This window comes from Arcobacter iocasae, from assembly GCF_042214795.1.
Lineage (GTDB): Bacteria > Campylobacterota > Campylobacteria > Campylobacterales > Arcobacteraceae > Arcobacter > Arcobacter iocasae.
This window is the reverse complement of sequence record NZ_CP090177.1, coordinates 3006995-3028786: the sequence shown is the minus strand read 5'-3', so window position 1 is coordinate 3028786 and position 21792 is coordinate 3006995. Positions and strand designations below refer to the sequence as shown.

Genomic DNA, 21792 nt, shown 5'->3' with positions numbered 1-21792 from the left:
TCTAATATGAAAAAAATAGCATTAATATTATTAATAATACAAGGATTTTTAATGGGTGCCCAAATAGAGCATATTAAAATAAATAATACAAATATACCAGTGATTTTTGAAGAACAACACTCTTTGCCAACTTTTAATTTGCAATTAGTATTCAAAAATAGTGGTTCAATAAAAGATAATAATAAAAATGGTTTAGCAGGTTTATCTGCAAGATTGTTAAATGAAGGTACTTTGGAAGATGGAAGTACAAAGTTTGCACAAAAATTAGAAAATTTGGCCATTTCATTAAATGTTTCTCATGGATTTGAAACATTTGTTATAGAACTATCATCTATTAAAGATGTTTATAAAAACGGTTTAGAATTATTAAATGAATTACTAAAATCTCCCAACTATAAAGATGAAACAGTAGAAAAAATAAAAACAATTTTAACAGGTTCTTTAAAAAGAAAAGAGAATGACTATGATTATGTATCAAGAAAAGAGTTAAATAAAATACTTTTTAATGGTACTGCTTTAGAAAATCCCTCAAGTGGAACAATAGAGTCTATTTCAAAAATCTCACTTGATGATGTTAAAAACTTTATTAATTCAAATTTAGTTTTAGAAAATCTAATAATTGTAGCAGGTGGTGATATTACTTTAGACGAAGTAAAAAATGATTTAACCCCTCTTTTAAGCTCTTTAAAACATGGAAAAGAATCAAAAATGATTGATATTGAAGCTTCTGATAAAAAAGTTATAAAAGAACAGATAAAAGAGACAGAACAAGCATATATTTATTTTGGAAGTCCTTTTGATGTAAAAGTAAATGATGAAAATAATTATATTGCAAAAGTAGCTTCATTTATTTTAGGTGGAAGTGGTTTTGGTTCAAGATTGATGGAAGAAATAAGAGTTAAAAGAGGTTTAGCATACAGTGCTTATGGTCAAATTTCTATAAATAAATCTCACACATACTTTTCTGGTTATTTGCAAACAAAAAATGAAACAGCAAATGAAGCAAAAGATTTAGTAATTAAAATTGTTAATGAATTTGTAAAAAAAGGCATAACAAAAGATGAATTAGAAGCTGCTAAAAACTTTTTAACAGGAAGTGAGCCCTTACGAGTTGAAACTTTAAGCCAAAGATTAAATCGAGCATTTACTCTTTATTATAGAGGATTAGAGCAAGATTATTCTACTAAGGAGTTAGAAAAAATAGAAAAACTAAATTTAAAACAAATTAATGACTATATTAAATCTCATTCTGAGATAGAAAACTTATCATTTTCGATAGTAAGGAAATAATTTGCTAAGGTTCTCACAAAGTCTTACAGAGGTTATGAACCTAGGAAACCTAAGAGTCGCTTTATTTAATTACATTGTTGCCAAACAATTAAATGAAGAACTTTTAATAAGAATAGAAGATTTAGATAAAGAAAAAATCATTGCTGGAAATGATAAAGCAATCCTTGAACTTTTAAGTCTTTTTTCTATTGAACATAAAGCTGTTGTTTATCAAAGTGAAAATTTAAAATATCATCAAAAGTTAACTATGCAGTTAATGGGTTCAAAAAAAGCTTATTCTTGTTTTTGTTCAGATGAAAAATTAAAAGAGATAAGTGCAAAATGTAAAGAAGAAGGAAAGGTAATTAGTTATGATGGCTTTTGTGAAACTTTATCTGATGAAACAGTTTTAAACTGTAATGCACCCTTTACAGTTAGAATAAAAAAGCCAGAAAAAGCTATTGAATTTACTGATTTACTTAAAGGAAAATTTTCTTTTAAACCTTCTAGTGTTGATTCATTTATTATTTTAAAACATGATAAAACACCAACTTACAACTTTTCTTGTTCTGTTGATGATATGCTTTATGACATTTCTACTATAATAAGAGATACAAAACACATAGAAAATACAGCAAAACAGATACATGTAAGAAATCAATTAAATTATACTAAAAATATTGACTATATACATATACCTACTCTTTTAAATGTAAATACTAATAAAGACATGAATGAAACAGATGATGAAAATAGCGTAATATGGTTTATAGAACAAGGCTTTTTACCAAGTGCAATTGCTAATTATTTAGTATTATTAGGAAATAAAACTCCCAGTGAAATTTTTACAATTGAAGAAGCTATTGAGTGGTTTGATATTAAAAAAGTTTCAAATGATGCAGTTGAATTTGATATAGAAAAATTAAAACTTATAAACAAAAAACATATTGCTGATTTGGATGAAATGAGATTATCTAAAATATTAGGTTTTGCAGATACAGATATTGGAAAGTTAGGAAAACTATATTTAGAAGAAGTAAGTACAATAAATGAGATTAAAGCTAAAATAGATTTAATCTTTGGGTCAAAAGATTCTTTAGAAGGATTTGAAGATGAATTTTTTGATTTAAAAAAATGTTTATCATCTGTCCCTTTTATGGATCATTTTAATGAATTAGAAAAATATATTAAAGAAAATACAAAATTAGATGATAAATCTTTATCAATAACTTTAAGATATCTTTTGACAGGAACATATTCAGGTCCAGATTTATCAACTATTTATTCACTGATTAAAAATTATATGGGAGAGATTATAAAATGATAGATGCACTAATAGGGGCAATAGCTACAGTTGTTATGAACGTTATATTTTTATATAAATGGGTTGTGATTATTTCGGCACTTATTTCTTGGGTTAGACCAGATCCTTATAATCCAATAGTTCAAATGTTATATAGATTAACAGAACCTGCTTATGCTTTAATAAGAAAGTATATTCCTACAGTATTTGGTGGTATGGATTTAGCACCAATGATTCTTATTTTAGTACTTATTTTCCTAGAAAAATTTTTAGGAAGATTATTTATGGGTATGTAAGGATTTTTTATGAGATTTAAGATTGTATTATGCTTTCTTCTCATAAATTCTTATGTATATTCATCTGAAGATATTTTAAAAAGTGATTTTGACAATTATGTAAAATTGTCAAATAGTGAAAAATCATATGATAATACTATAAATATATTAGAACATATTTCAAATGTAAATAAAACCATTTTTGATGAATATGCAAAAAAAATAGACCTTGATGAGACGCTAGCTGTCTCTCAGTGTCTAAATGCAAAAGCAAAAGAGTTAGTTGATTCATATAGTGATTGTATTGCTGTTGGACTTACACTAAAAAAAGCTTTAGGATTAAATGCTTTAGAATTAAATTCAATAATACAAAAGATCCAAGATAGCTACCCTACTTTAGCAAAAGAGCTAAAAATTATAAACTCCCCTATTCCTTTTACTAAGCTTGTTTCTTCTTCTAAAGATATGATATATGATATATATTTAAATGTTAGTAATAACTTTTTATATGAAAAACTAAATTACAAACTTCCTTCTAATACTATTAAAAAAATAAAAGATGATAAAAGATTTGAAAAGTTTTTATTAATGGCTATTTCAAATCCTAAATTAAATTTTTTGCAATCTACTTTTTTAGAATTTGATGATACAAATTATAATTATGAAACATCATTTTTATTAGGTTTAAATAGAGTTTTAAACAAAAAATATGATCTAAAAACAAATATATACTTTGAAAATGCCCTCTTAAAAGCTATTACTCAAAAAGACAAAGATAAAGCTAACTTTTGGCTTTATTTATTAAATAAAGATGAAAAGAGTTTAAATGCCCTTAAAGAATCAAATGATTTAAATATTTATACTTTATACATAAAACAACAATTGAAAGAGAAGATTAATTTTGGTGATGATTTTAAAGTTTTAGATTATGATTTCTTAAAAAAATATTCTAATTATAAAAATATACTAATAAACTCATTTGCAAAGACTCTAAGCTCTTTTGATGAAAATAAAGTATCACCTGAGTTTAACTTAGGTTTGATGCAAGTAAGTCTAAGAAAAGCTGAAAAACTAATGCTTTTATATAATTTAACCACTAAAAAAGAAGAACTTCTTGACCCTAAGATAAATATTGATTATTTTACCTATATATTAGATGATTTAAAAACTGATTATTCTCATCCTTTGATGTTTTTTTATGGGTATATTAATAATAAAGAATATTTAAATGATAAATTAAAATTTGATTTATTTAAGACAAATAGTCTTTATGCGCCATATTTAAGTTTAGAGCTTATGGGGAATGAAAAAGCAAAAGCTTTTATTGTAAGCTTTATTGCCTATACAAAGATTATAGATAATAAAGAACTAAGTTTAGAAGAGTTTTTTAAAAGCTTATTTCAGCCTTCTGTTTCTCACTAAATTTATATCTTAATACTGGATTTTCTATATTTTTATTTTTTTCAAATTTGATTAAATAATATTTTGCCCATGGGTTTTTTAAAGGAATTGATTCAATGATTTTTGAACCTTTCTTTATCTCTTCCATCTTTGTATAATTTTCTTTATAACTTATATTATCTTCTTCTTCCTCTTTTGAATAACTTTGTTTATCTAAAGTTATGATTGGTGTTCCAACTTTTTTATTATTTGCAACATAAATAGAAACTATGAAGTTTTCGTACTTATCATCATATTTATCATCAACTTTATTTAAATATGTTGCAGTAAATATAGATATAACTTCATTATTTTCTACAATATCTGCTTTTTTAGTATATTGTAAAGAGTTAAGAAAAAACTCATCTTTATTAAAATATTTTGTTATAGAATAAGAGCTACAACCAGTTATAAAAAGTAAAAAAGTAAATAAAATAATTGATAAAAGTTTGTTCATTAAATCTCCAAATTTGTATAATAAGTTCGTGATTTTACACTAAAGATACTTTAACCATCATTTAGATAAAATCCCAAAATGAAATTAAATACAAAAAAACATTTGGCTGTGGCTTTTACAGGTCCTTCAAATAGCGGAAAAACAACATTAGTAATAAAAGTATCAAGTATTCTTCAAGATATGGGGTATAAAGTTTGTATAGTTAAGCATGATCCTAAGGATAAAGCTAGCTTTGATAGGGAAGGAAAAGACTCCTTTAAGTTCTTTCAAACAGGTGCAGATGTCGCAGTTGTGGGACCTACAAGAACTACAATGTTTAAACAAACAAATTCTTCTTTGGAAGAGATTATAGATATGTTTGGGGAATTTGATTATTTATTAGTTGAAGGTCTTAAAACACTTCCCCTACCCCGAATCGCAGTTTTTAGGGATAGAATTGAAGATTCTTATTTTGAGGTAACTGATGTTATTGCAACAGATGATAGTATAAAAGATGTTCCTGAGGGAATGGTAAAATTAGATTTAAATGATCCAGAAGAGATAATCAAATGGATTGAGCAAAATGCGAAAAGAGTAAAATAATGAATGAAATTTTTGATGCCATAAAAGAATCAGCTATAAAGATTAAATATCTTATAGAAACAGGTGATACAGGTAAAAGTGAACTAGAAAATTCAACTGGTGATACACAACTAAAACTTGATATTCAAAGTGATATTATTATTGAAGAGATATTTTCAAAAGTTAAATCAATAAAAGCAATAGTTAGTGAAGAACAAGAAAATATCGTAAACCTACATGACGATGGAAAGTATCTAATTGCTTATGATCCTTTAGATGGTTCATCACTTGTTGATGTAAATTTATCAGTTGGGTCTATTTTTGGTATTTATGAAAATGAGTTTAATGCTGCTAATATAATAGCTTCTGTTTATGTAGTATTTGGACCTAGAGTTGAAATGGTAATTACTACTGATGATGTAAAAATGTATAGATTACTTAATGGGGAATTTAAATTTATTCAAGATATTAAGTTAAATGAAAAAGGTAAGTTAAATGCTCCTGGTTCTACACAAAATTGTTGGGCTCCTTTCCATAAACAACTAATCGATGATATATTTAATGATGGTTATAGATTAAGATATAGCGGTGGAATGGTCCCAGATCTTCATCAAATACTTCTAAAAGGTGGAGGATTATTTTCATATCCAGGAACAACTGATAGACCAAAAGGAAAACTAAGACAACTTTTTGAAGTATTTCCTTTCGCACTTACTTATGAAAAAGCAGGTGGTGGAGCAGTTGATGGATTTAAAAGAGTTTTAGAAGTTCCTACTACTCATATTCATGATACAACTCCTTGTTTTTTTGGTTCAAAAGAAGAGATAAATAGAGTTTTAAAAGTTTATAGTGAAAATGGAAAATAATCAAACTCCAGATCATTGGGAAGAAGCTTTAGAAGAGCAAATAGTTGGATTAAAAGAGTGTCAAAAATCTTTTGGTTTTGATTCTTGTAATCCTTGTGAGAAGTTTTTTGATTGTGAAATAAGAAAAAGATATGTTATAGCCGTGTATGAATCAATGAACAAAGGTTCTACCGGTGGATTTGAATTTTAATTAAAGGTAAAAAATGAATTGTCATAAAAATGTTTATATTACTACTCCTATTTATTATGTGAATGATGTTGCGCATATAGGTCATGCCTATACTACAATCATCGCTGATATGTTGGCTAGATACTCAAGATTAACTGGTAATAAGACTTTCTTACTTACTGGTACTGATGAACATGGACAAAAAATCGAAGAGAGTGCAAAACTAAGAGGTAAAACTTCTAAAGAGTATGCGGATGAAGTTTCTGGTAAATTTAGAGCTTTATGGGATGATTTCGATATCACATATGACAAGTTTATAAGAACAACTGATGAAGAGCATAAAACTGGTGTGCAATTTGCCTTTGAAAAAATGTTTAATAAAGGTGATATTTATAAGGGTGAGTACGAAGGTTATTATTGTGTGTCATGTGAGACATTTTTTACTGAAAAACAATTAATAGAAGATGAGTTTTGCCCTGATTGTGGAAAACCTACAAATATAGTAAAAGAAGAGAGTTATTTCTTTAAATTATCTGCTTATGAAGATAAACTTCTAAAATGGTATGAAGAAAATCCAGACTGTATCTTACCTCGTTCTAAAAAGAATGAAATTATAAATTTTGTAAAAAGTGGATTAAGAGATTTATCTATATCTAGAACTTCATTTGATTGGGGTGTTAAATTACCTGAATCATTAAATGAACCAAAACATGTTATGTATGTGTGGTTAGATGCCTTATTGAACTATATTACAGCACTTGGATATGGAACAGATGATAAGAATATGGAATATTGGCCAGCAAATATTCAGTTAGTTGGAAAAGACATTTTAAGATTTCATGCTATTTATTGGCCAGCATTTTTGATGTCTTTAGATTTACCATTACCAAAGCATATAGCAGCTCATGGTTGGTGGACAAGAGATGGTGATAAGATGTCAAAATCAAAAGGAAATGTAGTAAATCCTAAAGAAGTGGCAGATGCTTACGGTCTTGATGCTTTTAGATATTTTATGCTTAGAGAAGTTCCTTTTGGTCAAGATGGTGATTTTTCTCAAAAAGCTTTAATGGATAGAATAAATTCAGATTTAGGTAATGACTTAGGAAATTTACTTAATAGAATTATTGGTATGAGTGGAAAATACTTTGAATATAAAGTTACTTCAAAAGATGTAGTTAAATTTCATAGTAAAGAATTAGATGAAGTAAATGAGATTTTAGCTGGACTTGAAGCTTATATTTATAATATGCAATTAAATAGATATCTTGAAGAGATTTGGAAAGTTTTAACAATTGCAAATAAAGCAATTGGTGATTATGAACCTTGGACTAAGATGAAAGAAGGAAAAGCAGATGAAGCTATGGCTTTAGTTGCTTTGATTACTAATATTATGGCTAAGGTTGCCCTACTTTTAGATTCTGTAATGCCTGACAAAATTTCTAAAATAGCTCAATGTATTGGATTAGAAATAAATACTGAAAACTATACAAAAATCATAGGAAACAAAGAATTAATTGAAGATGTTACTATTACTAAAATAGAACAACTATTCCCAAGAATAGAAGAACTATTATTAGAGCAAGCAAAACCAACTGATGTAGCTACTCAACCTGCTAAAAAAGAAGAAAAAGTAGAAGAACCTATTGAAGAAGATAATTTAATTACAATTGATAAATTTTTTGAAACAACTTTAAAAATTGGTACTATAGTAGAAGCTGAAGAAGTTCCAAAATCTAAAAAACTTTTAAAACTCCAAGTTGATTTAGGAGAAGGAAGAAATAGACAAATTTTAGCTGGAATAAAAGAGTCTTACAGTGCTCAAGAGCTTGTGGGAACACAAGCTTGTGTTGTAGCAAACTTAAAACCTGCAAAACTAATGGGAATGATAAGTGAAGGTATGCTTCTAGCTGCTCGTGATGAAAATGGTTTAAATTTAGTTCGTCCTGAAAAACCAAAAGTTTCTGGAACGAAAATCTCTTAAGAAATATTGTGAATATTTCTTCTATCATTGATATTATAGATGGCGAGCTTCAAAACTCTCCATCTATTTCTTTTATATACAATATTAAAACTGATCCAAAAAAAGTAATTGAAGGTGATTTATTTTTAGTTAAAAATAAAGATGATATAGAAATTGCTATGCAAAATGGTGCTTTTGCTATTGTTTATGATTTTGAAATTGAAGTGTTAGATAAAGAAATTGCTTGGATAAAAGTACCCTCAGTTTATCAAGCTTTAGTCAAACTTTTTAGATTTAAGTTTTCTACGCTTAATTTAGAAGTTTATTATTGTGATAAAGTTACTTATGACTTAATAAACATATATAAGTCTTCAAAAAAAGAGATTCATCTTATCTCTTCTAATTTATTAAGAAGTACTAAAATTATGGAAAATCTAAGTGAAGAAGAGATATTTTTTTGTGCAGATGAAGAGCTTATCAAAAAAATATATCCAAATTATAAAGTTTTTTCTACAAAAGAGTACAAAATTGATAATCTTATCGAACACTCGTTATTTGAAACATCATTTTCATATGAAGAAAAATATTTTAACAAACTAAAAATCCCATCACTTTATATAAATCAATTTTTAGATGTTTACAATTTTTTAAATATAGATATTGATTTTCATAAACTAATGAAATTAACGCACTTTAAACCTATTTTTGTGGATAAATATTTAAATGTAATAGATTTTGGTAAGAGCAATAAGTTCATTGTTTGTCAAAAAAACTTAGAATTACTGGTAGATGAAATTAAGTATTTAGAAAAAAAATATAAATATGGTAAAACTATATTCATAAGTCCTATTTATATTGAAGGTTTAGATGAAGCCCAAATTGTCTTAGAAAATTTAGATAATTTAAAACAAGTTATTAAAAAAGAAAATTTCAATGCAATTTATATAATGGGATATGATAAGTTTAAAGTCGAAGAGACTTTAAAGCTATCTTTGCATGAAAGTGCAGAACTCTTTTAGAATACCATTCCAAAAGAGCCAACAACTTTACCTAAAACCTCTAATTCATCGATTTTCATAACTTGAGCAGGATAGTCTTTATTATCTGAAATAATATCAAGTTTTCCATCAACTCTTTTTTGTATTCTTTTTACAAAAAGTCCATGAGTAGTTGTAAAAGCATAGATCCCATCTCTAAATCCACTTTTTATTGATTTATCTACAAAGATAATATTATTTGAATTTAATGTAGGCTCCATTGAGTCACCAATTACATTTATAGCTTCGATATTTTTTAAGTTTTGCTCTCCACCTAAAGTATCTACAAAATATGGTGGAACTTCAATATTTTCATAATTTTCATCACTATCATATGCCCCTCCCCCTGCACTAACTGAAATTTCCGGAAAATATTTTATCCAGTATTTATCTGTTGAGTCCACAAGTGATCCAGGATTTTGATTATATAAAAGCCAATTTATCGAAATCTTTTTTATTGCACAAAAGTCTAGTATATTTGAAAAAGGTATTCTACTTCTATTTTTCATAGTTGCAAAATTAGCTTGTGATAAACTTAGTGCATCCGCAACATCTTTGTCAAAGATTTTCCCTTTGATACCATCAGTACTTAAAACATCTTTCAGTCTTTCAATTATTTCATTTACTAATAACATTTTGTCTCCTTTTTTGAAATTATATTACAAAATGAAAGATTTTTCAATAGTTTTATGAAAATATATTAAAATTTGAAATATTTATAGGAGAATAACATGCAAACAATCATTTTAGATACAAAATCATCAATTTCAAGAGCTATAAAAAGAATAGACTATTTATTATACAAATATGGTAACAAAATATTGTAAATATGTATAAATAGTGTAAATTTTAAAATTTTACATATATTTTCCATAAAATTAATTTTAACAAAGGTTAATTACTATAGAATTTAATTTGAATTCGGTGTTTTGACGGAGAAATATATGGAAACAAATTTAGTCATGGAAGCATTAAAATTTATGGTTTTAGGAATGGGAATAGTTTTTTCTTTCCTTATAATTATGGTTTTAGCTTTGAAAGCTCAAGCAGGGCTTATTAAAAAGTATTTTCCTGAAAAAGAAAATATAAAACCTGCTAGAAAAGTTCAACCTAGTGTTGCAACATCTGATAATACTGCAAAAAAGATTGCTGCTATAACTGCAGCTATTCAACATCACAATAATCAAAAAGGTTAATTTTAATGTCAAAAAAATATATTGATATAATGGATACCACTTTTAGGGATGGTTTCCAATCAGTTTTTGGTGGGCGAGTTTTAATGAATGACTTTTTTCCAGCTGTTGAAGCTGCAAAAGAGGCAGGTATAAATCATTTTGAATTTGGTGGAGGAGCAAGATTTCAATCTTTATTCTTCTATTTACAAGAAAATGCATTTGAAATGATGGATAAATTTAGGGAAATAGTTGGCCCCGATGCAAACTTACAAACTCTAGCTCGTGGAATTAATACTGTTATGTTAGATACAGGGTCAAGAGATCTTATTGATTTACATGCAAAAATGTTTGCTAAACATGGAACAACTACGATTAGAAACTTTGATGCTTTAAATGATGTTCAAAATCTTGAATACTCAGCAGAATGTATTAAAAAATATGGTTTAAACCATGAGGTTGTTGTAACACTTATGGATTTACCTCCAGGATGTGTTGGTGCACATGATGTTCCTTTTTACGAAAAAACATTAAGAAAAATATTAGATAGTGGTGTTCCTTATGATTCTATTTGTTTTAAAGATGCCTCAGGAACTTCTTCTCCTCAAAAAATCTTTGATACAATCAAAATGGCTAGAAAGTTAGTGGGTGAAGATACTCATATTAGACTACATACTCATGAAACAGCAGGGGTTAGTGTTTCTTGTTATTTAGCTGCACTTGATGCTGGTGCTGATGGTATTGATTTAGCTGCAAATCCAGTTTCAGGTGGTACTAGCCAACCTGATATTTTAACTATGATGCATGCAGTTAAAGGAATGAATTATGATCTTGGTGGTTTAGAAATAGAAAAAATTCTAAAATATGAAGAAGTTTTAAATGATTGTTTAAAAGATTACTTTATGCCACCAGAAGCTACTCAAGTTTCTCCTTTGATTCCTTTCTCACCAATGCCAGGTGGTGCATTGACTGCAAATACTCAAATGATGAGAGATAATGGTACTTTACACAAATTTCCTGAAGTTATAAAAGCTATGAGAGAAGTTGTTGAAAAAGGTGGATACGGTACTTCTGTAACTCCTGTTTCTCAATTTTATTGGCAACAAGCATATGCAAATGTAATGTTTGGTCCATGGAAACAAATAGCACCTGGTTATGGGAAAATGGTACTTGGATACTTTGGTAAAACTCCTGTTGAACCAGATGCCGAGGTTGTAGCATTAGCAGCAGAAAAATTAAAATTAAAACCAACAAAAGAAAATCCATTAGATATTTCAGATAGAGATGAAAAGAAAACTATGAAATATTGGGAAAATAGACTTGTTGAAGAAAATATTGAAACTACTGAAGAAAATATTTTTATAGCGGCTGCTTGTGATGAAAAAGGAATTTCATTTTTAAAAGGAAATAGTCCTTTAAGTGTTAGAAAAAATAGTTTAGATATATGTGAAGATGATAAAGATTGTAAATTAGGAGAAAATAAAGTTATGGGTAATTCAACTGGAAACTATACTGTAGTAGTAGATGGACAAAAATTTAATGTAACTGTTGCAGAAGGAAATGCAGATATTCAAGTAACACCTGTTCAAAATACAACAACAACTCAAGCTGCTGCAGCGCCAGTATCAAGTGGTGATGGTGTAGAAGTTGGGGCAACTGTTAGTGGTAATGTATGGAAGATAACTAAAAATGTAGGTGATAAAGTTGCAAAAGGTGAAGTTGTTGCGATTTTAGAAGCTATGAAAATGGAAATTGATGTTGAAGCACCAGTTGATGGTACAATAAAATCTTTCTTAGTAAGTCAAAGTGAAGCTGTTGAAGAAGGTCAAGTTATTGCCATTATTGGTTAATAAACAAATTGGAGAAAATTTATGAATAAAAAATTAATCGCTTCTTTGTTAATTTCACTTATGTGTATATTTAGCATAAATGCATTTGCTTCTGATACCCAAAGTGGGACAGAAACTCAAACAAAAACTAAAGAGTATCACTCTAAAACTATTGGGCAACTAGTAGTTTCTTTTTTTAATACTACAGGTATTAATGCTTTAATTAATCCAAGTGATGATGTTATGACTTCAGAGCCAAATTCTGCTCATGAAAGACCCATGACATTTTTTGAACAATCATTTGGTAGAATTATAATGTTTATCATTTGTTTTGTACTATTTTATCTAGCAATTGCAAAAGGGTTTGAACCTTTATTACTTCTTCCTATTGCTTTTGGTGGATTATTAGCGAATATTCCTTTGGCCCACATGGGTGGTGAACATGGGATGTTAGGAATTATTTATAATATGGGAATAGCAAATGAATTTTTCCCACTATTGATTTTTATGGGTGTTGGAGCAATGACAGACTTCTCACCACTTTTAGCTAATCCAAAAGCTGCCCTACTTGGTGGTGCCGCACAATTTGGTATTTTTGGATCACTTGTTGGTGCAGTTATGATAGGATTTGACTTACAAACTGCATCTGCTATTTCTATTATTGGTGGAGCTGATGGTCCCACATCAATTTTTATTGCAAATAGACTTGCTCCTGAGATGTTAGGGGCAATTGCTGTTGCCGCATATTCTTATATGGCATTAGTTCCAGTTATTCAACCTCCAATTATGAAAGCTCTTACAACTGATGCTGAGAGAAGAATTAAAATGCCAAAACTAAGAAAAGTACATAAATTGGAAAAACTTTTTTTACCTATTTTGATTTTAATGCTCGCTGTTTTAGTACTTCCAGAATCAACTCCTCTAATAGGAGCATTTGCATTTGGAAATTTCTTAAAACAATCAGGAGTTGTTGAGCGACTTTCCGATACAATGCAAAATTCTTTAATTAATATTGTAACTATCTTCTTAGGTTTAGGAGTTGGTTCAAAATTAGCAGCGGATAAATTTCTAGTGTTAGATACATTAGGGATTATGGTTATTGGATTATTAGCATTTTCTGCGGGTACTGCAGCTGGTGTACTTATGGCTAAACTTATGAATAAGTTTAGTTCTGAAGATAATCAAATTAATCCATTAATTGGAGCAGCAGGTGTTAGTGCTGTACCAATGGCAGCGAGAGTTGTTAGTAAAGTTGGTCAGGAATATGACAGATCAAATGTGTTATTGATGCATGCGATGGGTCCAAATGTTGCCGGTGTTATTGGTTCTGCAGTAGCGGCGGGTGTATTATTATCAATATTTTAAATTATTAGGAAAAAAAGAATAATGTCTGATATTAGAAGCCAATTAGGTTTAGAAAACGTTCAAACTGTATATAGAAACAGTGATGTAGATTTATTAATTAATCATGCAGTAAAAAATGAAGGTGCGCAAATATCTTCAACTGGCGCTTTAATGATTGATACTGGTATTTTTACTGGTAGAAGTCCAAAAGATAAATTTTTTGTAAATCAAGATCCTTCAAACAAATATATAGCTTGGGGTGATATAAATAGTGCTGTAACAAAAGATGTTTACGATGATTTATTATTAACTGCAAAAAAACAGTTAAGCAATAAAGATTTATTTGTTACTGATGTATTTTGTGGTGCTTCTATTGATTCAAGAAGATCAGCTAGATTTATTACAGAAATAGCTTGGCAAGCAAATTTTATACAAAATATGTTTATAATGCCTGATGAATCAGACTTAGCTGAATTCTCTCCTCAATTTACAGTATACAATGCTTGTAAAACAATAGATAAATCATATGTGAGTCATGAACTTCATTCTGAAGTTTTTGTGGTTTTTAATGTAGAGGAAAATATTGCAATTATTGGTGGTACTTGGTACGCTGGTGAGATGAAAAAAGGTCTTTTCTCTATGATGAACTATTGGCTTCCTTTAGAAGGAAAATTGCCAATGCATTGTTCTGCAAATATTGGTGAAGATGGTGATACAGCTTTATTCTTTGGACTTTCTGGTACTGGAAAAACAACATTGTCAACTGATCCTAAAAGAGCTTTAATTGGTGATGATGAACATGGTTGGGATGATAATGGAGTTTTCAATTTCGAAGGTGGTTGTTATGCTAAGGTTATTAACTTATCTGCAGAACATGAGCCAGAAATATATGGAGCTATTAAAAAAGGTGCAATATTAGAAAATGTTGTAGCTGATGAAAATGGTGTTGTAGATTTTACTGATGGAAGTAAAACTGAAAATACAAGAGTTTCTTACCCTTTAAGTCATATTGAAAACCATACACCTGATATGAAGGGTGGTCATCCTAAAAATATTATTTTCTTATGTGCTGATGCATTCGGTGTTTTACCTCCAGTTGCAAAACTTACTAAACAACAGGCAATGTACTATTTCTTAAGTGGATATACTGCAAAAGTTGCAGGAACAGAAAGAGGTATTACAGAACCAGTTGCTACTTTTAGTTCATGTTTTGGTGAAGCATTTTTACCTTTAAATCCAACTATTTATGCGGCACTTTTAGGTAAAAAAATTGATGAACATAAAGTAAATGTTTATTTAGTAAATACAGGATGGACTGGTGGTCCTTATGGTATTGGTACAAGAATGAGTATTAAAAATACAAGAGCTTGTATAAATGCTATTTTAGATGGTTCTATAACTGAAAGTGATTTTGAAACACTTCCAGTATTTAATTTAGCTGTTCCAAAAACACTTGATGGTGTTGAAACAAGAGTATTAAATCCTAGACATACTTGGGAAGATACAGAAGCTTATGATGAAATGTCAAAAAAACTTGCAGGAATGTATGTTAAAAATTTCAAAAAGTATTTAACATTAGAAAGTGATTATGATTTTACAGCAGCTGGTCCACAATTATAAAAATTTGTAATTTTTATTAAAAAAGGGAGATGACTTTATCATCTCCCTTTTTTTATTTAAGGATAAAATAATGGAATTTAAAAGTATTTTAAAAGATATTGAGAGAAAATGTTCTAAAGTGGCATACTTATGTGCTGTTCATATGATTGATGAGAAGTTTAATAATAAAGATATAGAAAGTATCTCTTTAAAAGATTTTTTTATTGATTATGAGAATTATGAAATTTTTTTAAATGATTATGTAAATGTAATATATAATAAATTTGATTCATCAAAAGAGGAAGTTTATAATGAAATTTGTAGTTTTTTTGAAGAGACGCCTGATAATGAGTATCTTTTTTTATTTAGGTTAAAAAAACTTTCTAGCCAAAATCCATTAAGTTATATGAATATTGAAGATGAAGATACAAGAGCTAGTTCTATATTAAAACTTGAAAATAAGATAAATATAATTGAATCTTCTACATATTATAAAGAAAATGAAAAAGAATTAAGTGAAGATATTATAAAGATAAAAAAATCACTTGAAGTGGTTAAAACAGTAGCAGGGATAAAATAAGTCTCCCTACTACAACTTTTTAGCCCTCTATTTGAATCTCTTCAACAATTTCTAAACCAAAGCCTGTTAGACCTACAAATGAGTGCTTCCCACCACTTGTTAGTAGTTTTATATTTTTGATATCAAACAAGTTAAGTATTTGAGCACCTATTCCATAATCTTTTTTTGATTCTGGATGATTCATAAATTCATTAAGAAAAATTAAAATACCATTCTTTGCTTGTAGGAAATTTATTGTTTTAATCATAGAATTCAATTTATCATCATTTAAAAATAGTTGAATATCTGGAATTACTGAATGAAATTTAACATGTGTTGTATCTTCAAAATCTCCAAATATAATTGCAGTATGTACATTATTTAAATGATCCTTGAATTCTTTTTTTATAACTTCTTTTCCAAAAAAGTTTATATTTGCGGAAGAAACTTCTTCTACTAATATTTCATGTGATAATCTATACTCTACTAGATCAGAGATATAGATTTGTTTTAGATTATGTTTTTGAGCAAAAATATCTAAATCATCTCTTCTTGCCATTGTTCCATCATCTTTCATAATCTCACAAATAACAGCTTCACCATTAAACCCTGCTAGTTTACATAAATCTATAGAACCTTCTGTGTGACCTGTTCTAACAAGAACTCCCCCATCTTTTGCAATTAGAGGAAAAATATGTCCAGGTTTTACTAATTCTTTTGTATTACTTACTGGATTTGCTAATATTTTAATAGTATCATCTCTCTCACCTGCACTAATACCAGTACTTGCACTTGCTGCATCAACTGAAACTGTAAAAGCAGTTTCATAAGATGAAGTATTTGCTGCAACCATTGGATTTAGTTCTAATCTATTTGCTGTATTTTTAGTAATAGATACGCAAACAAGACCTTTCGCATGACTTGCCATAAAATTTACTTTTTGTGGAGTAGATAATGCTGCTGCATAAACTAAATCACCTTCATTTTCTCTATCTTCATCATCTAACATGATTACCATGTTACCTTTTCTTATCTCTTCAATAGCTTCTTGTACTCTTTTAATTGCTGACATTTTAAATCTCTTTTAATTGTTTTTTATATATAAAGTGATTATATCAAAATATATAAAAATAAATATTAATTATCTTGACAAAAATCTAAAAATTTACTATAATTCCCATCTCAAAAAATTGGGGTATCGCCAAGCGGTAAGGCCTCGGCTTTTGGTGCCGATATTCGCAGGTTCGAATCCTGCTACCCCATCCAAAATTTTATTGCCGCGGAATAGAGCAGTCCGGTAGCTCGTCGGGCTCATAACCCGAAGGTCGTAGGTTCAAATCCTGCTTCCGCAACCAATTTTCTACTTAAAAGTTCCCCTTATTAACTCTTTATTAATTAATATGTATTATCATCTAATAAAATAAAAAAGAGTATTTATAATGAAAAAAATTGAACAAATTATTCCAACACTTAATCTTATTTATTTTGATTATGATTATAAAAAGAATCTATTTATAAATGATGTAGATTACACTAATGAAAATGTAAAAAAAGAGTTTTTTAAAATTACTTATGTTCTTTCAAAAAATAATATAAGATTTGATGTCCTTGAAAATAATAGTTTGATTGCAATAAATAAAAGATTTTCTATTTTTGATAGAATAGTAAAAAGAATTAAAAATAAAATAGAAGATTACAATAATTCAAAAGCAAATATCTTTTTATTAAATAATCAAAAAAGAAAATGGGCAAAAAATATTCCATTATTTGAAATAAAGTACCTAAAAAAAGATATAGATCTTACAAAATTTGATGCTTTAGTATTTAGCTCACAAAATGGTGTTATAGGTATTAATAAAGTTAATAGTGATTGGAAAGATATTCCTTGTTATGTTATTGGTAAAGAAAGTGCAAAAAAAGTAAAAGAGTTAGGTGGTCATATTAGTTTGATCGCAAATAAAAGTAATACTTGTGAATTTACAAATGAATTAATATGTAAATTAAAAAATAAAAAAGTTTTATATGTAAGAGGCAATAAAATTACATCAAATATAAGTAGTGATTTAAATAAAAATGGTATCTTATCAGAAGAAGTAATTCTTTATGAAAACAATTATGTAGAGCCTTTGATAAAAGAAGTTTTACCTAAAAATTCAAAAATAATATTTTCATCACCTTCTACCGTAGAGTACTTTTTTAAAACATTTAAATGGCATCATAGCTTTAAAGCAATATCAATTGGAGAAACAACTTTAAAATATTTTCCATCTAATGTAAAACCAATACTTTCAGAAAAGACTTCATTAAGTTCTTGTATAAAAAAAGCAATACTTTTATAAAATATAACAAAATAGGACTAAATAATATGAAAAAAATATATATTGCTGGATTTGATGTTTTTAAACAAGATTCTATACAAATAGGTCAAACCTACTCTGCTCTTTGCAAAAAATATGGATATGAAGGATTATATCCCTTAGATAATGTTGTTGATTTTAATCAAAATAAACAAAAAATAGCACAAGATATTTATAAAGCAAATGTTGAATTAATACATAAATCAGATATAGTTATTGCAAACTTGAATCAATTTCGTGGTAAAGAGGCTGATTCTGGCACAATTTGGGAGTGTGGTTATGCAAAAGCCTTAGGAAAAGAAGTTTATGGCTATATGGAAAATAATCAAAGTTATTTAGATAGCTTTAAAGATGAGGAAAAGCAACTTCTTAATAATGTATATGTTGATAATGACAATATGATTATTGAAGATTTTGATTATTCTATAAATTTAATGATTGCCTGTAGTGTTAAACAGATTATATCTGGAAATTTTGAAGATGTTTTAAAGTTTATAAATAATAAATAAGTATATTTTATTCTTAATAGTTTCATAATAATTATTATTAAAGCATAAATTAATTTAAATTTTATAATAATATATTATTTAAATTAAGGAGAATAAATGAAAATTATTTTGGTACTAGTGCTGTTTTGTTTGGCTTTATTTGCAATTGACATGAATAAAGCTTCTGTTGAGGAATTAAAAACACTAAATGGAATTGGAGCTAAAAAAGCTGAAGCAATCGTTCACTACAGAACTGAACATAAGTGTTTTAAAAATAAAGATGACCTTTTAAATGTAAAAGGCATAGGAAAAAAACTTTTAGAAAAAAATGAAGGTAAAATCTCATTTTCTGCTTGTAAATAATAAAATAGAGTGAATTTCACTCTATTTTACAAAAATCACTCATACTTTCTTAAAAAAAGATTAGTTTGTTAATCTTCTGTTAACTAATGGATAATAAAATAATATAATAACAAATTTAAATAAAGTAATAACATGAAAGATATAAAAACACAAATCGATTCACTTAACTTAGCTTACTATGAATTTGACAATGAAAATAAGGTTTTAAAATTTGATTATGATAATGAATATGAATCAGCTAAAAGAGAATTAATAAAAATAACTTACACTTTAACAAAAAATAATATCAAGTTTGATTTTTTACCAAATAAATATATTGTTTTATATAAAAGATTTACTCTACTTCAAAAAATGTCTTTAAATATTTTATTTAAAATAAATAAAGACTATAAAATTTACTTACCATACTTTTAATAGTAAAACAACAAAGTAAACTAATTACTTTGTTGCATCATGAATAGCTTCTTTTGTCGCATCATAAGCGTCAGAAGTGTCTTTTTTAACACCATTCCATGTAGCACATCCACTTAATACAGTAATAAATGTTACCAATGTGATAAGAGCTAAAAACTTTTTCATTTGTAATCCTTAAATTGTAATTTCTTTAATATCTGCAATATTTCTAAATGCTTGATAAACAAGTCCTATTAGATTTTTTCTATTTATTTTTATATTTTCATTTTCATGATTTACAAAAACATTATCAAAAAATTTATCTAATTTTGGCTTTAAAGAAAATAGTGCATCTAGTTCTTCTTCATAAGTATTATATTTTTTATTTATTAACAGAGTATAAGTTGAATATAAATCTTTTTCTTCTTCTTGTTCAAATAAAGATTCATCAACACTTAATAAACTATTTACATCAATATCTTTAATGATATTTGCTACTCTTTTAAAGGTCGTTGATGATTCTTTAAAGTCATCGCTTAATACTATTGGATTAAGAGCACAAATCTTTTGAGAAATTTTATAAATATCCCCTTCCCCACTTCCAAGTACTGCTTTTATTACAGATGGATTTACTTCGAATATTTTAAATAATCTTTCATTGAAAAATTCAATTAGTTTTTCTTTTTTTAATCCACTATAAGTATCTAATAAATTATCAATTATATTTGATAGATTTACTTCAACTTTGTGTTCCATAGCAATTTTTACAATACCAGCTGCTGCTCGTCTTAGTCCAAATGGATCTTTTGAACCAGTTGGAATCTTACCAACGCTAAAAAGTCCCATAAGATTATCAAGCTTGTATGATAGTGCAACTATTGCTGAGAATTTGTTTGATGGTAAATCTGAGTCTTCACCATCAGGTAAATATTGTTCTCTTATTGCTGTAAAAACTAGCTCATCTTCACCTGCAGCTTTTGCATAGTAATATCCCATAAGTCCCTGTAATTCAGTAAACTCATAAACCATTTCAGACATTAAATCAGCTTTTGAAAGCATTACAGCTTTACTTAATAACTCTTTTTCTTTTACATTAAATATTTGGGCTAAATATGAAGCTATTTTTACTTCTCTTTCAGATTTTTCATACATAGAACCTAATCCATCTACGAAAACTAGATTTTTTAGACCTTCATTTGATAATCCATTATTTAAATCATTTTTGTAAAAAAACATTGCATCTGATAATCTTGGTCTTAACACTTTCTCATTTCCAGCAACTATAAAAGAGAAATCTTCTGTATTAGAGTTTGATACAACTATAAAATTATTTGTTAAGTTTCCATCTTTGTAAACTGCAAAGTATCTTTGGTGTTCTTTCATTGAGGTTACAATTACTTCTTCTGGTAATTCTAAGAACTCTTTATCAAAACTACCTAATAGAGCTGTTGGGTATTCTGTTATTGCAACAATTTCTTCTAATAGTTCAGGATCTATATCTATTTTTAAATTGTTTTGTGATTCTATATCTTTCATTTGATCTAAAATAATCTTTTTTCTATCTTCTGGATATAAAATTACTCCATTTTTATCTAACTTACAAAAGTAATCTCCTGCAAAATCAAAACTAAATGGTTCATAAGACACCATTCTATGAGCAAATGATTTATTTGAACTTTTTACACCATAAAGTTCACCTTCAACTATTTCTTCTCCTAGCATCATAATTAGACTTCGTATAGGTCTAATAAAACTATCGGTTCTACTAGCCCATCTCATTGATTTTCCAAAATCAAGTGCATTTATGAATTCATTTATCATATCATTTAATAAATCTTTTGAAGCTTTTCCTTTTTCATCTTTTTTAAAGTATAAAACATCATCTTTTCCATTATTAATCGTCTTTAAATCTTCTACTTCTATTCCACATTTTTTTGCAAAACCAATTGCTGCACCTGTTGGTTTTCCATCTTTATATGCAATTGCAACGGGAGCTCCATATTGTTCAACAGTTGTATCTTCTTGAGTTAAATTAAATTCTCTATGCCAAAGAACTAATCTTCTTGGAGTATAAAAAAAGTCAAAATCAGATGATAGTTTAAATTTCTCTAAAATATCATTCCATTTCTTTTCAATATTTGGTAACTCTTTTAAAAATGGTATAGCAGGTAGTTCTTCAACACCTATTTCAATTAATAATGGTTTATTCATTTTTCTCTTTTTCCCTTTTCTCGATTTCTTCTAATTTTTTTGTATGTTTTGCAATTTGTTGTTTGTTAAAACCTCTAATAAATCCAAAAACTATTATTACAAAAGCTATTATAACGATTATATCAAGTATATCTTTCATG

Annotated in this window: 24 protein-coding genes and 2 tRNA genes; 20 read left to right on the top strand and 6 right to left on the bottom strand. The window is 27.6% G+C overall.

Annotated features, from left to right (window positions below; translation table 11 throughout):
- The first annotated feature begins 6 nt into the window (after positions 1–6).
- The 4 genes from LXN10_RS15080 to LXN10_RS15065 are packed head-to-tail and all read left to right on the top strand — an operon-like array spanning position 7 to position 4269.
- On the top strand, positions 7–1290 hold the full coding sequence (locus LXN10_RS15080; RefSeq protein ID WP_375723802.1) for a M16 family metallopeptidase: 1284 nt from the start codon (positions 7–9) through the stop codon (positions 1288–1290).
- Position 1291: 1 nt separating this feature from the next.
- Entirely contained in the window at positions 1292–2593 is a 1302-nt protein-coding gene (gene gltX, locus LXN10_RS15075; RefSeq protein ID WP_375723801.1) for a glutamate--tRNA ligase, read from the top strand.
- The gene (locus tag LXN10_RS15070; RefSeq protein WP_375723800.1) at positions 2590–2868 is read left to right on the top strand and encodes a YggT family protein; all 279 of its coding nucleotides are present in this window, start codon (positions 2590–2592) and stop codon (positions 2866–2868) included. The genes gltX and LXN10_RS15070 overlap by 4 nt, the downstream gene beginning before the upstream one ends.
- Before the next feature lie 9 nt (positions 2869–2877).
- Positions 2878–4269, top strand: a complete 1392-nt coding sequence (locus LXN10_RS15065) for a transglycosylase SLT domain-containing protein (protein ID WP_375723799.1) — start codon at positions 2878–2880, stop codon at positions 4267–4269.
- On the opposite strand, the gene LXN10_RS15060 is transcribed toward LXN10_RS15065, so the two are convergent.
- The gene (locus LXN10_RS15060; protein WP_375723798.1) at positions 4235–4744 is read right to left on the bottom strand and encodes a hypothetical protein; all 510 of its coding nucleotides are present in this window, start codon (positions 4742–4744) and stop codon (positions 4235–4237) included. The two genes, LXN10_RS15065 and LXN10_RS15060, sit on opposite strands and share 35 nt — an antisense overlap.
- Positions 4745–4822: 78 nt before the next feature.
- On the opposite strand from LXN10_RS15060, the gene mobB reads away from it, so the two are divergent.
- The 5 genes from mobB to LXN10_RS15035 are packed head-to-tail and all read left to right on the top strand — an operon-like array spanning position 4823 to position 9319.
- The gene (gene mobB / locus LXN10_RS15055; RefSeq protein ID WP_375723797.1) at positions 4823–5326 is read left to right on the top strand and encodes a molybdopterin-guanine dinucleotide biosynthesis protein B; all 504 of its coding nucleotides are present in this window, start codon (positions 4823–4825) and stop codon (positions 5324–5326) included.
- Positions 5326–6171, top strand: a complete 846-nt coding sequence (locus LXN10_RS15050; protein ID WP_375723796.1) for a class 1 fructose-bisphosphatase — start codon at positions 5326–5328, stop codon at positions 6169–6171. The genes mobB and LXN10_RS15050 overlap by 1 nt, the downstream gene beginning before the upstream one ends.
- Positions 6161–6361, top strand: a complete 201-nt coding sequence (locus tag LXN10_RS15045; protein WP_375723795.1) for a hypothetical protein — start codon at positions 6161–6163, stop codon at positions 6359–6361. Before LXN10_RS15050 ends, LXN10_RS15045 begins: the two co-directional genes overlap by 11 nt.
- A gap of 13 nt (positions 6362–6374) precedes the next feature.
- Positions 6375–8321, top strand: coding sequence for a methionine--tRNA ligase (metG, locus tag LXN10_RS15040; RefSeq protein WP_375723794.1), 1947 nt, complete (start codon positions 6375–6377; stop codon positions 8319–8321).
- An 8-nt stretch (positions 8322–8329) separates the two neighbouring features.
- Positions 8330–9319 (top strand): peptidoglycan synthetase, encoded by a 990-nt coding sequence (locus tag LXN10_RS15035; RefSeq protein ID WP_375723793.1) that lies wholly within the window; start codon positions 8330–8332, stop codon positions 9317–9319.
- Here LXN10_RS15035 and LXN10_RS15030 read toward each other — a convergent pair.
- Entirely contained in the window at positions 9316–9972 is a 657-nt protein-coding gene (locus LXN10_RS15030; RefSeq protein WP_375723792.1) for a S24 family peptidase, read from the bottom strand. The two genes, LXN10_RS15035 and LXN10_RS15030, sit on opposite strands and share 4 nt — an antisense overlap.
- A gap of 309 nt (positions 9973–10281) precedes the next feature.
- Here LXN10_RS15030 and LXN10_RS15025 point away from each other — a divergent pair, with 309 nt between their 5' ends.
- The 5 genes from LXN10_RS15025 to LXN10_RS15005 all read left to right on the top strand — a co-directional run bounded on the left by LXN10_RS15025 (position 10282) and on the right by LXN10_RS15005 (position 15861).
- The gene (locus tag LXN10_RS15025) at positions 10282–10533 is read left to right on the top strand and encodes an OadG family protein (protein WP_375723791.1); all 252 of its coding nucleotides are present in this window, start codon (positions 10282–10284) and stop codon (positions 10531–10533) included.
- Between the two features lie 5 nt (positions 10534–10538).
- The gene (locus tag LXN10_RS15020; protein ID WP_375723790.1) at positions 10539–12359 is read left to right on the top strand and encodes a biotin/lipoyl-containing protein; all 1821 of its coding nucleotides are present in this window, start codon (positions 10539–10541) and stop codon (positions 12357–12359) included.
- A 21-nt stretch (positions 12360–12380) separates the two neighbouring features.
- Entirely contained in the window at positions 12381–13703 is a 1323-nt protein-coding gene (locus tag LXN10_RS15015; protein WP_129099273.1) for a sodium ion-translocating decarboxylase subunit beta, read from the top strand.
- 21 nt (positions 13704–13724) lie between these two features.
- Positions 13725–15302 carry a phosphoenolpyruvate carboxykinase (ATP) gene (gene pckA, locus LXN10_RS15010; protein ID WP_375723789.1) on the top strand — a complete coding sequence of 526 codons (1578 nt, stop codon included), beginning with the start codon at positions 13725–13727 and terminating at the stop codon, positions 15300–15302.
- Between the two features lie 70 nt (positions 15303–15372).
- Complete coding sequence (locus tag LXN10_RS15005; RefSeq protein WP_129099271.1) at positions 15373–15861, top strand: hypothetical protein; 489 nt, start codon at positions 15373–15375, stop codon at positions 15859–15861.
- A 19-nt stretch (positions 15862–15880) separates the two neighbouring features.
- On the opposite strand, the gene LXN10_RS15000 is transcribed toward LXN10_RS15005, so the two are convergent.
- The gene (locus tag LXN10_RS15000) at positions 15881–16912 is read right to left on the bottom strand and encodes a bifunctional 3,4-dihydroxy-2-butanone 4-phosphate synthase/GTP cyclohydrolase II (RefSeq protein WP_375723788.1); all 1032 of its coding nucleotides are present in this window, start codon (positions 16910–16912) and stop codon (positions 15881–15883) included.
- Between the two features lie 119 nt (positions 16913–17031).
- Between LXN10_RS15000 and LXN10_RS14995 the strand changes: the two genes are divergently transcribed.
- From LXN10_RS14995 to LXN10_RS14970, 6 genes are all read left to right on the top strand, one after another.
- Positions 17032–17106 (top strand) — tRNA-Gln (locus LXN10_RS14995).
- A gap of 12 nt (positions 17107–17118) precedes the next feature.
- Positions 17119–17195: transfer RNA gene (locus tag LXN10_RS14990), tRNA-Met, on the top strand.
- Positions 17196–17279: 84 nt separating this feature from the next.
- The gene (locus tag LXN10_RS14985) at positions 17280–18179 is read left to right on the top strand and encodes a uroporphyrinogen-III synthase (protein WP_375723787.1); all 900 of its coding nucleotides are present in this window, start codon (positions 17280–17282) and stop codon (positions 18177–18179) included.
- A 26-nt stretch (positions 18180–18205) separates the two neighbouring features.
- A complete protein-coding gene (locus LXN10_RS14980; protein WP_375723786.1) occupies positions 18206–18706 on the top strand; it encodes a nucleoside 2-deoxyribosyltransferase in 501 nt (166 codons plus the stop codon).
- 96 nt (positions 18707–18802) lie between these two features.
- On the top strand, positions 18803–19048 hold the full coding sequence (locus tag LXN10_RS14975; RefSeq protein WP_375723785.1) for a ComEA family DNA-binding protein: 246 nt from the start codon (positions 18803–18805) through the stop codon (positions 19046–19048).
- Between the two features lie 132 nt (positions 19049–19180).
- Positions 19181–19462 (top strand): hypothetical protein, encoded by a 282-nt coding sequence (locus LXN10_RS14970; protein WP_375723784.1) that lies wholly within the window; start codon positions 19181–19183, stop codon positions 19460–19462.
- A gap of 24 nt (positions 19463–19486) precedes the next feature.
- On the opposite strand, the gene LXN10_RS14965 is transcribed toward LXN10_RS14970, so the two are convergent.
- The 3 genes from LXN10_RS14965 to LXN10_RS14955 are packed head-to-tail and all read right to left on the bottom strand — an operon-like array spanning position 19487 to position 21791.
- The gene (locus tag LXN10_RS14965; protein ID WP_375723783.1) at positions 19487–19627 is read right to left on the bottom strand and encodes an entericidin EcnAB; all 141 of its coding nucleotides are present in this window, start codon (positions 19625–19627) and stop codon (positions 19487–19489) included.
- Between the two features lie 9 nt (positions 19628–19636).
- A complete protein-coding gene (gene glyS, locus LXN10_RS14960; RefSeq protein WP_375723782.1) occupies positions 19637–21652 on the bottom strand; it encodes a glycine--tRNA ligase subunit beta in 2016 nt (671 codons plus the stop codon).
- On the bottom strand, positions 21645–21791 hold the full coding sequence (locus LXN10_RS14955; RefSeq protein ID WP_013135477.1) for a hypothetical protein: 147 nt from the start codon (positions 21789–21791) through the stop codon (positions 21645–21647). The genes glyS and LXN10_RS14955 overlap by 8 nt, the downstream gene beginning before the upstream one ends.
- Position 21792 lies beyond the last annotated feature (1 nt).

What these genes read in the sequence shown, in the direction of transcription:
- LXN10_RS15080 (WP_375723802.1), top strand. Translation starts at nt 7, where the DNA reads ATGAAAAAAATAGCATTAATATTATTAATAATACAAGGATTTTTAATG.
- LXN10_RS15070 (WP_375723800.1), top strand. Translation starts at nt 2,590, where the DNA reads ATGATAGATGCACTAATAGGGGCAATAGCTACAGTTGTTATGAACGTT.
- LXN10_RS15065 (WP_375723799.1), top strand. Translation starts at nt 2,878, where the DNA reads ATGAGATTTAAGATTGTATTATGCTTTCTTCTCATAAATTCTTATGTA.
- LXN10_RS15060 (WP_375723798.1), bottom strand. Translation starts at nt 4,744, where the DNA reads ATGAACAAACTTTTATCAATTATTTTATTTACTTTTTTACTTTTTATA.
- mobB (WP_375723797.1), top strand. Translation starts at nt 4,823, where the DNA reads ATGAAATTAAATACAAAAAAACATTTGGCTGTGGCTTTTACAGGTCCT.
- LXN10_RS15050 (WP_375723796.1), top strand. Translation starts at nt 5,326, where the DNA reads ATGAATGAAATTTTTGATGCCATAAAAGAATCAGCTATAAAGATTAAA.
- LXN10_RS15045 (WP_375723795.1), top strand. Translation starts at nt 6,161, where the DNA reads ATGGAAAATAATCAAACTCCAGATCATTGGGAAGAAGCTTTAGAAGAG.
- metG (WP_375723794.1), top strand. Translation starts at nt 6,375, where the DNA reads ATGAATTGTCATAAAAATGTTTATATTACTACTCCTATTTATTATGTG.
- LXN10_RS15030 (WP_375723792.1), bottom strand. Translation starts at nt 9,972, where the DNA reads ATGTTATTAGTAAATGAAATAATTGAAAGACTGAAAGATGTTTTAAGT.
- LXN10_RS15025 (WP_375723791.1), top strand. Translation starts at nt 10,282, where the DNA reads ATGGAAACAAATTTAGTCATGGAAGCATTAAAATTTATGGTTTTAGGA.
- LXN10_RS15020 (WP_375723790.1), top strand. Translation starts at nt 10,539, where the DNA reads ATGTCAAAAAAATATATTGATATAATGGATACCACTTTTAGGGATGGT.
- LXN10_RS15015 (WP_129099273.1), top strand. Translation starts at nt 12,381, where the DNA reads ATGAATAAAAAATTAATCGCTTCTTTGTTAATTTCACTTATGTGTATA.
- pckA (WP_375723789.1), top strand. Translation starts at nt 13,725, where the DNA reads ATGTCTGATATTAGAAGCCAATTAGGTTTAGAAAACGTTCAAACTGTA.
- LXN10_RS15005 (WP_129099271.1), top strand. Translation starts at nt 15,373, where the DNA reads ATGGAATTTAAAAGTATTTTAAAAGATATTGAGAGAAAATGTTCTAAA.
- LXN10_RS15000 (WP_375723788.1), bottom strand. Translation starts at nt 16,912, where the DNA reads ATGTCAGCAATTAAAAGAGTACAAGAAGCTATTGAAGAGATAAGAAAA.
- LXN10_RS14985 (WP_375723787.1), top strand. Translation starts at nt 17,280, where the DNA reads ATGAAAAAAATTGAACAAATTATTCCAACACTTAATCTTATTTATTTT.
- LXN10_RS14980 (WP_375723786.1), top strand. Translation starts at nt 18,206, where the DNA reads ATGAAAAAAATATATATTGCTGGATTTGATGTTTTTAAACAAGATTCT.
- LXN10_RS14975 (WP_375723785.1), top strand. Translation starts at nt 18,803, where the DNA reads ATGAAAATTATTTTGGTACTAGTGCTGTTTTGTTTGGCTTTATTTGCA.
- LXN10_RS14970 (WP_375723784.1), top strand. Translation starts at nt 19,181, where the DNA reads ATGAAAGATATAAAAACACAAATCGATTCACTTAACTTAGCTTACTAT.
- LXN10_RS14965 (WP_375723783.1), bottom strand. Translation starts at nt 19,627, where the DNA reads ATGAAAAAGTTTTTAGCTCTTATCACATTGGTAACATTTATTACTGTA.
- glyS (WP_375723782.1), bottom strand. Translation starts at nt 21,652, where the DNA reads ATGAATAAACCATTATTAATTGAAATAGGTGTTGAAGAACTACCTGCT.
- LXN10_RS14955 (WP_013135477.1), bottom strand. Translation starts at nt 21,791, where the DNA reads ATGAAAGATATACTTGATATAATCGTTATAATAGCTTTTGTAATAATA.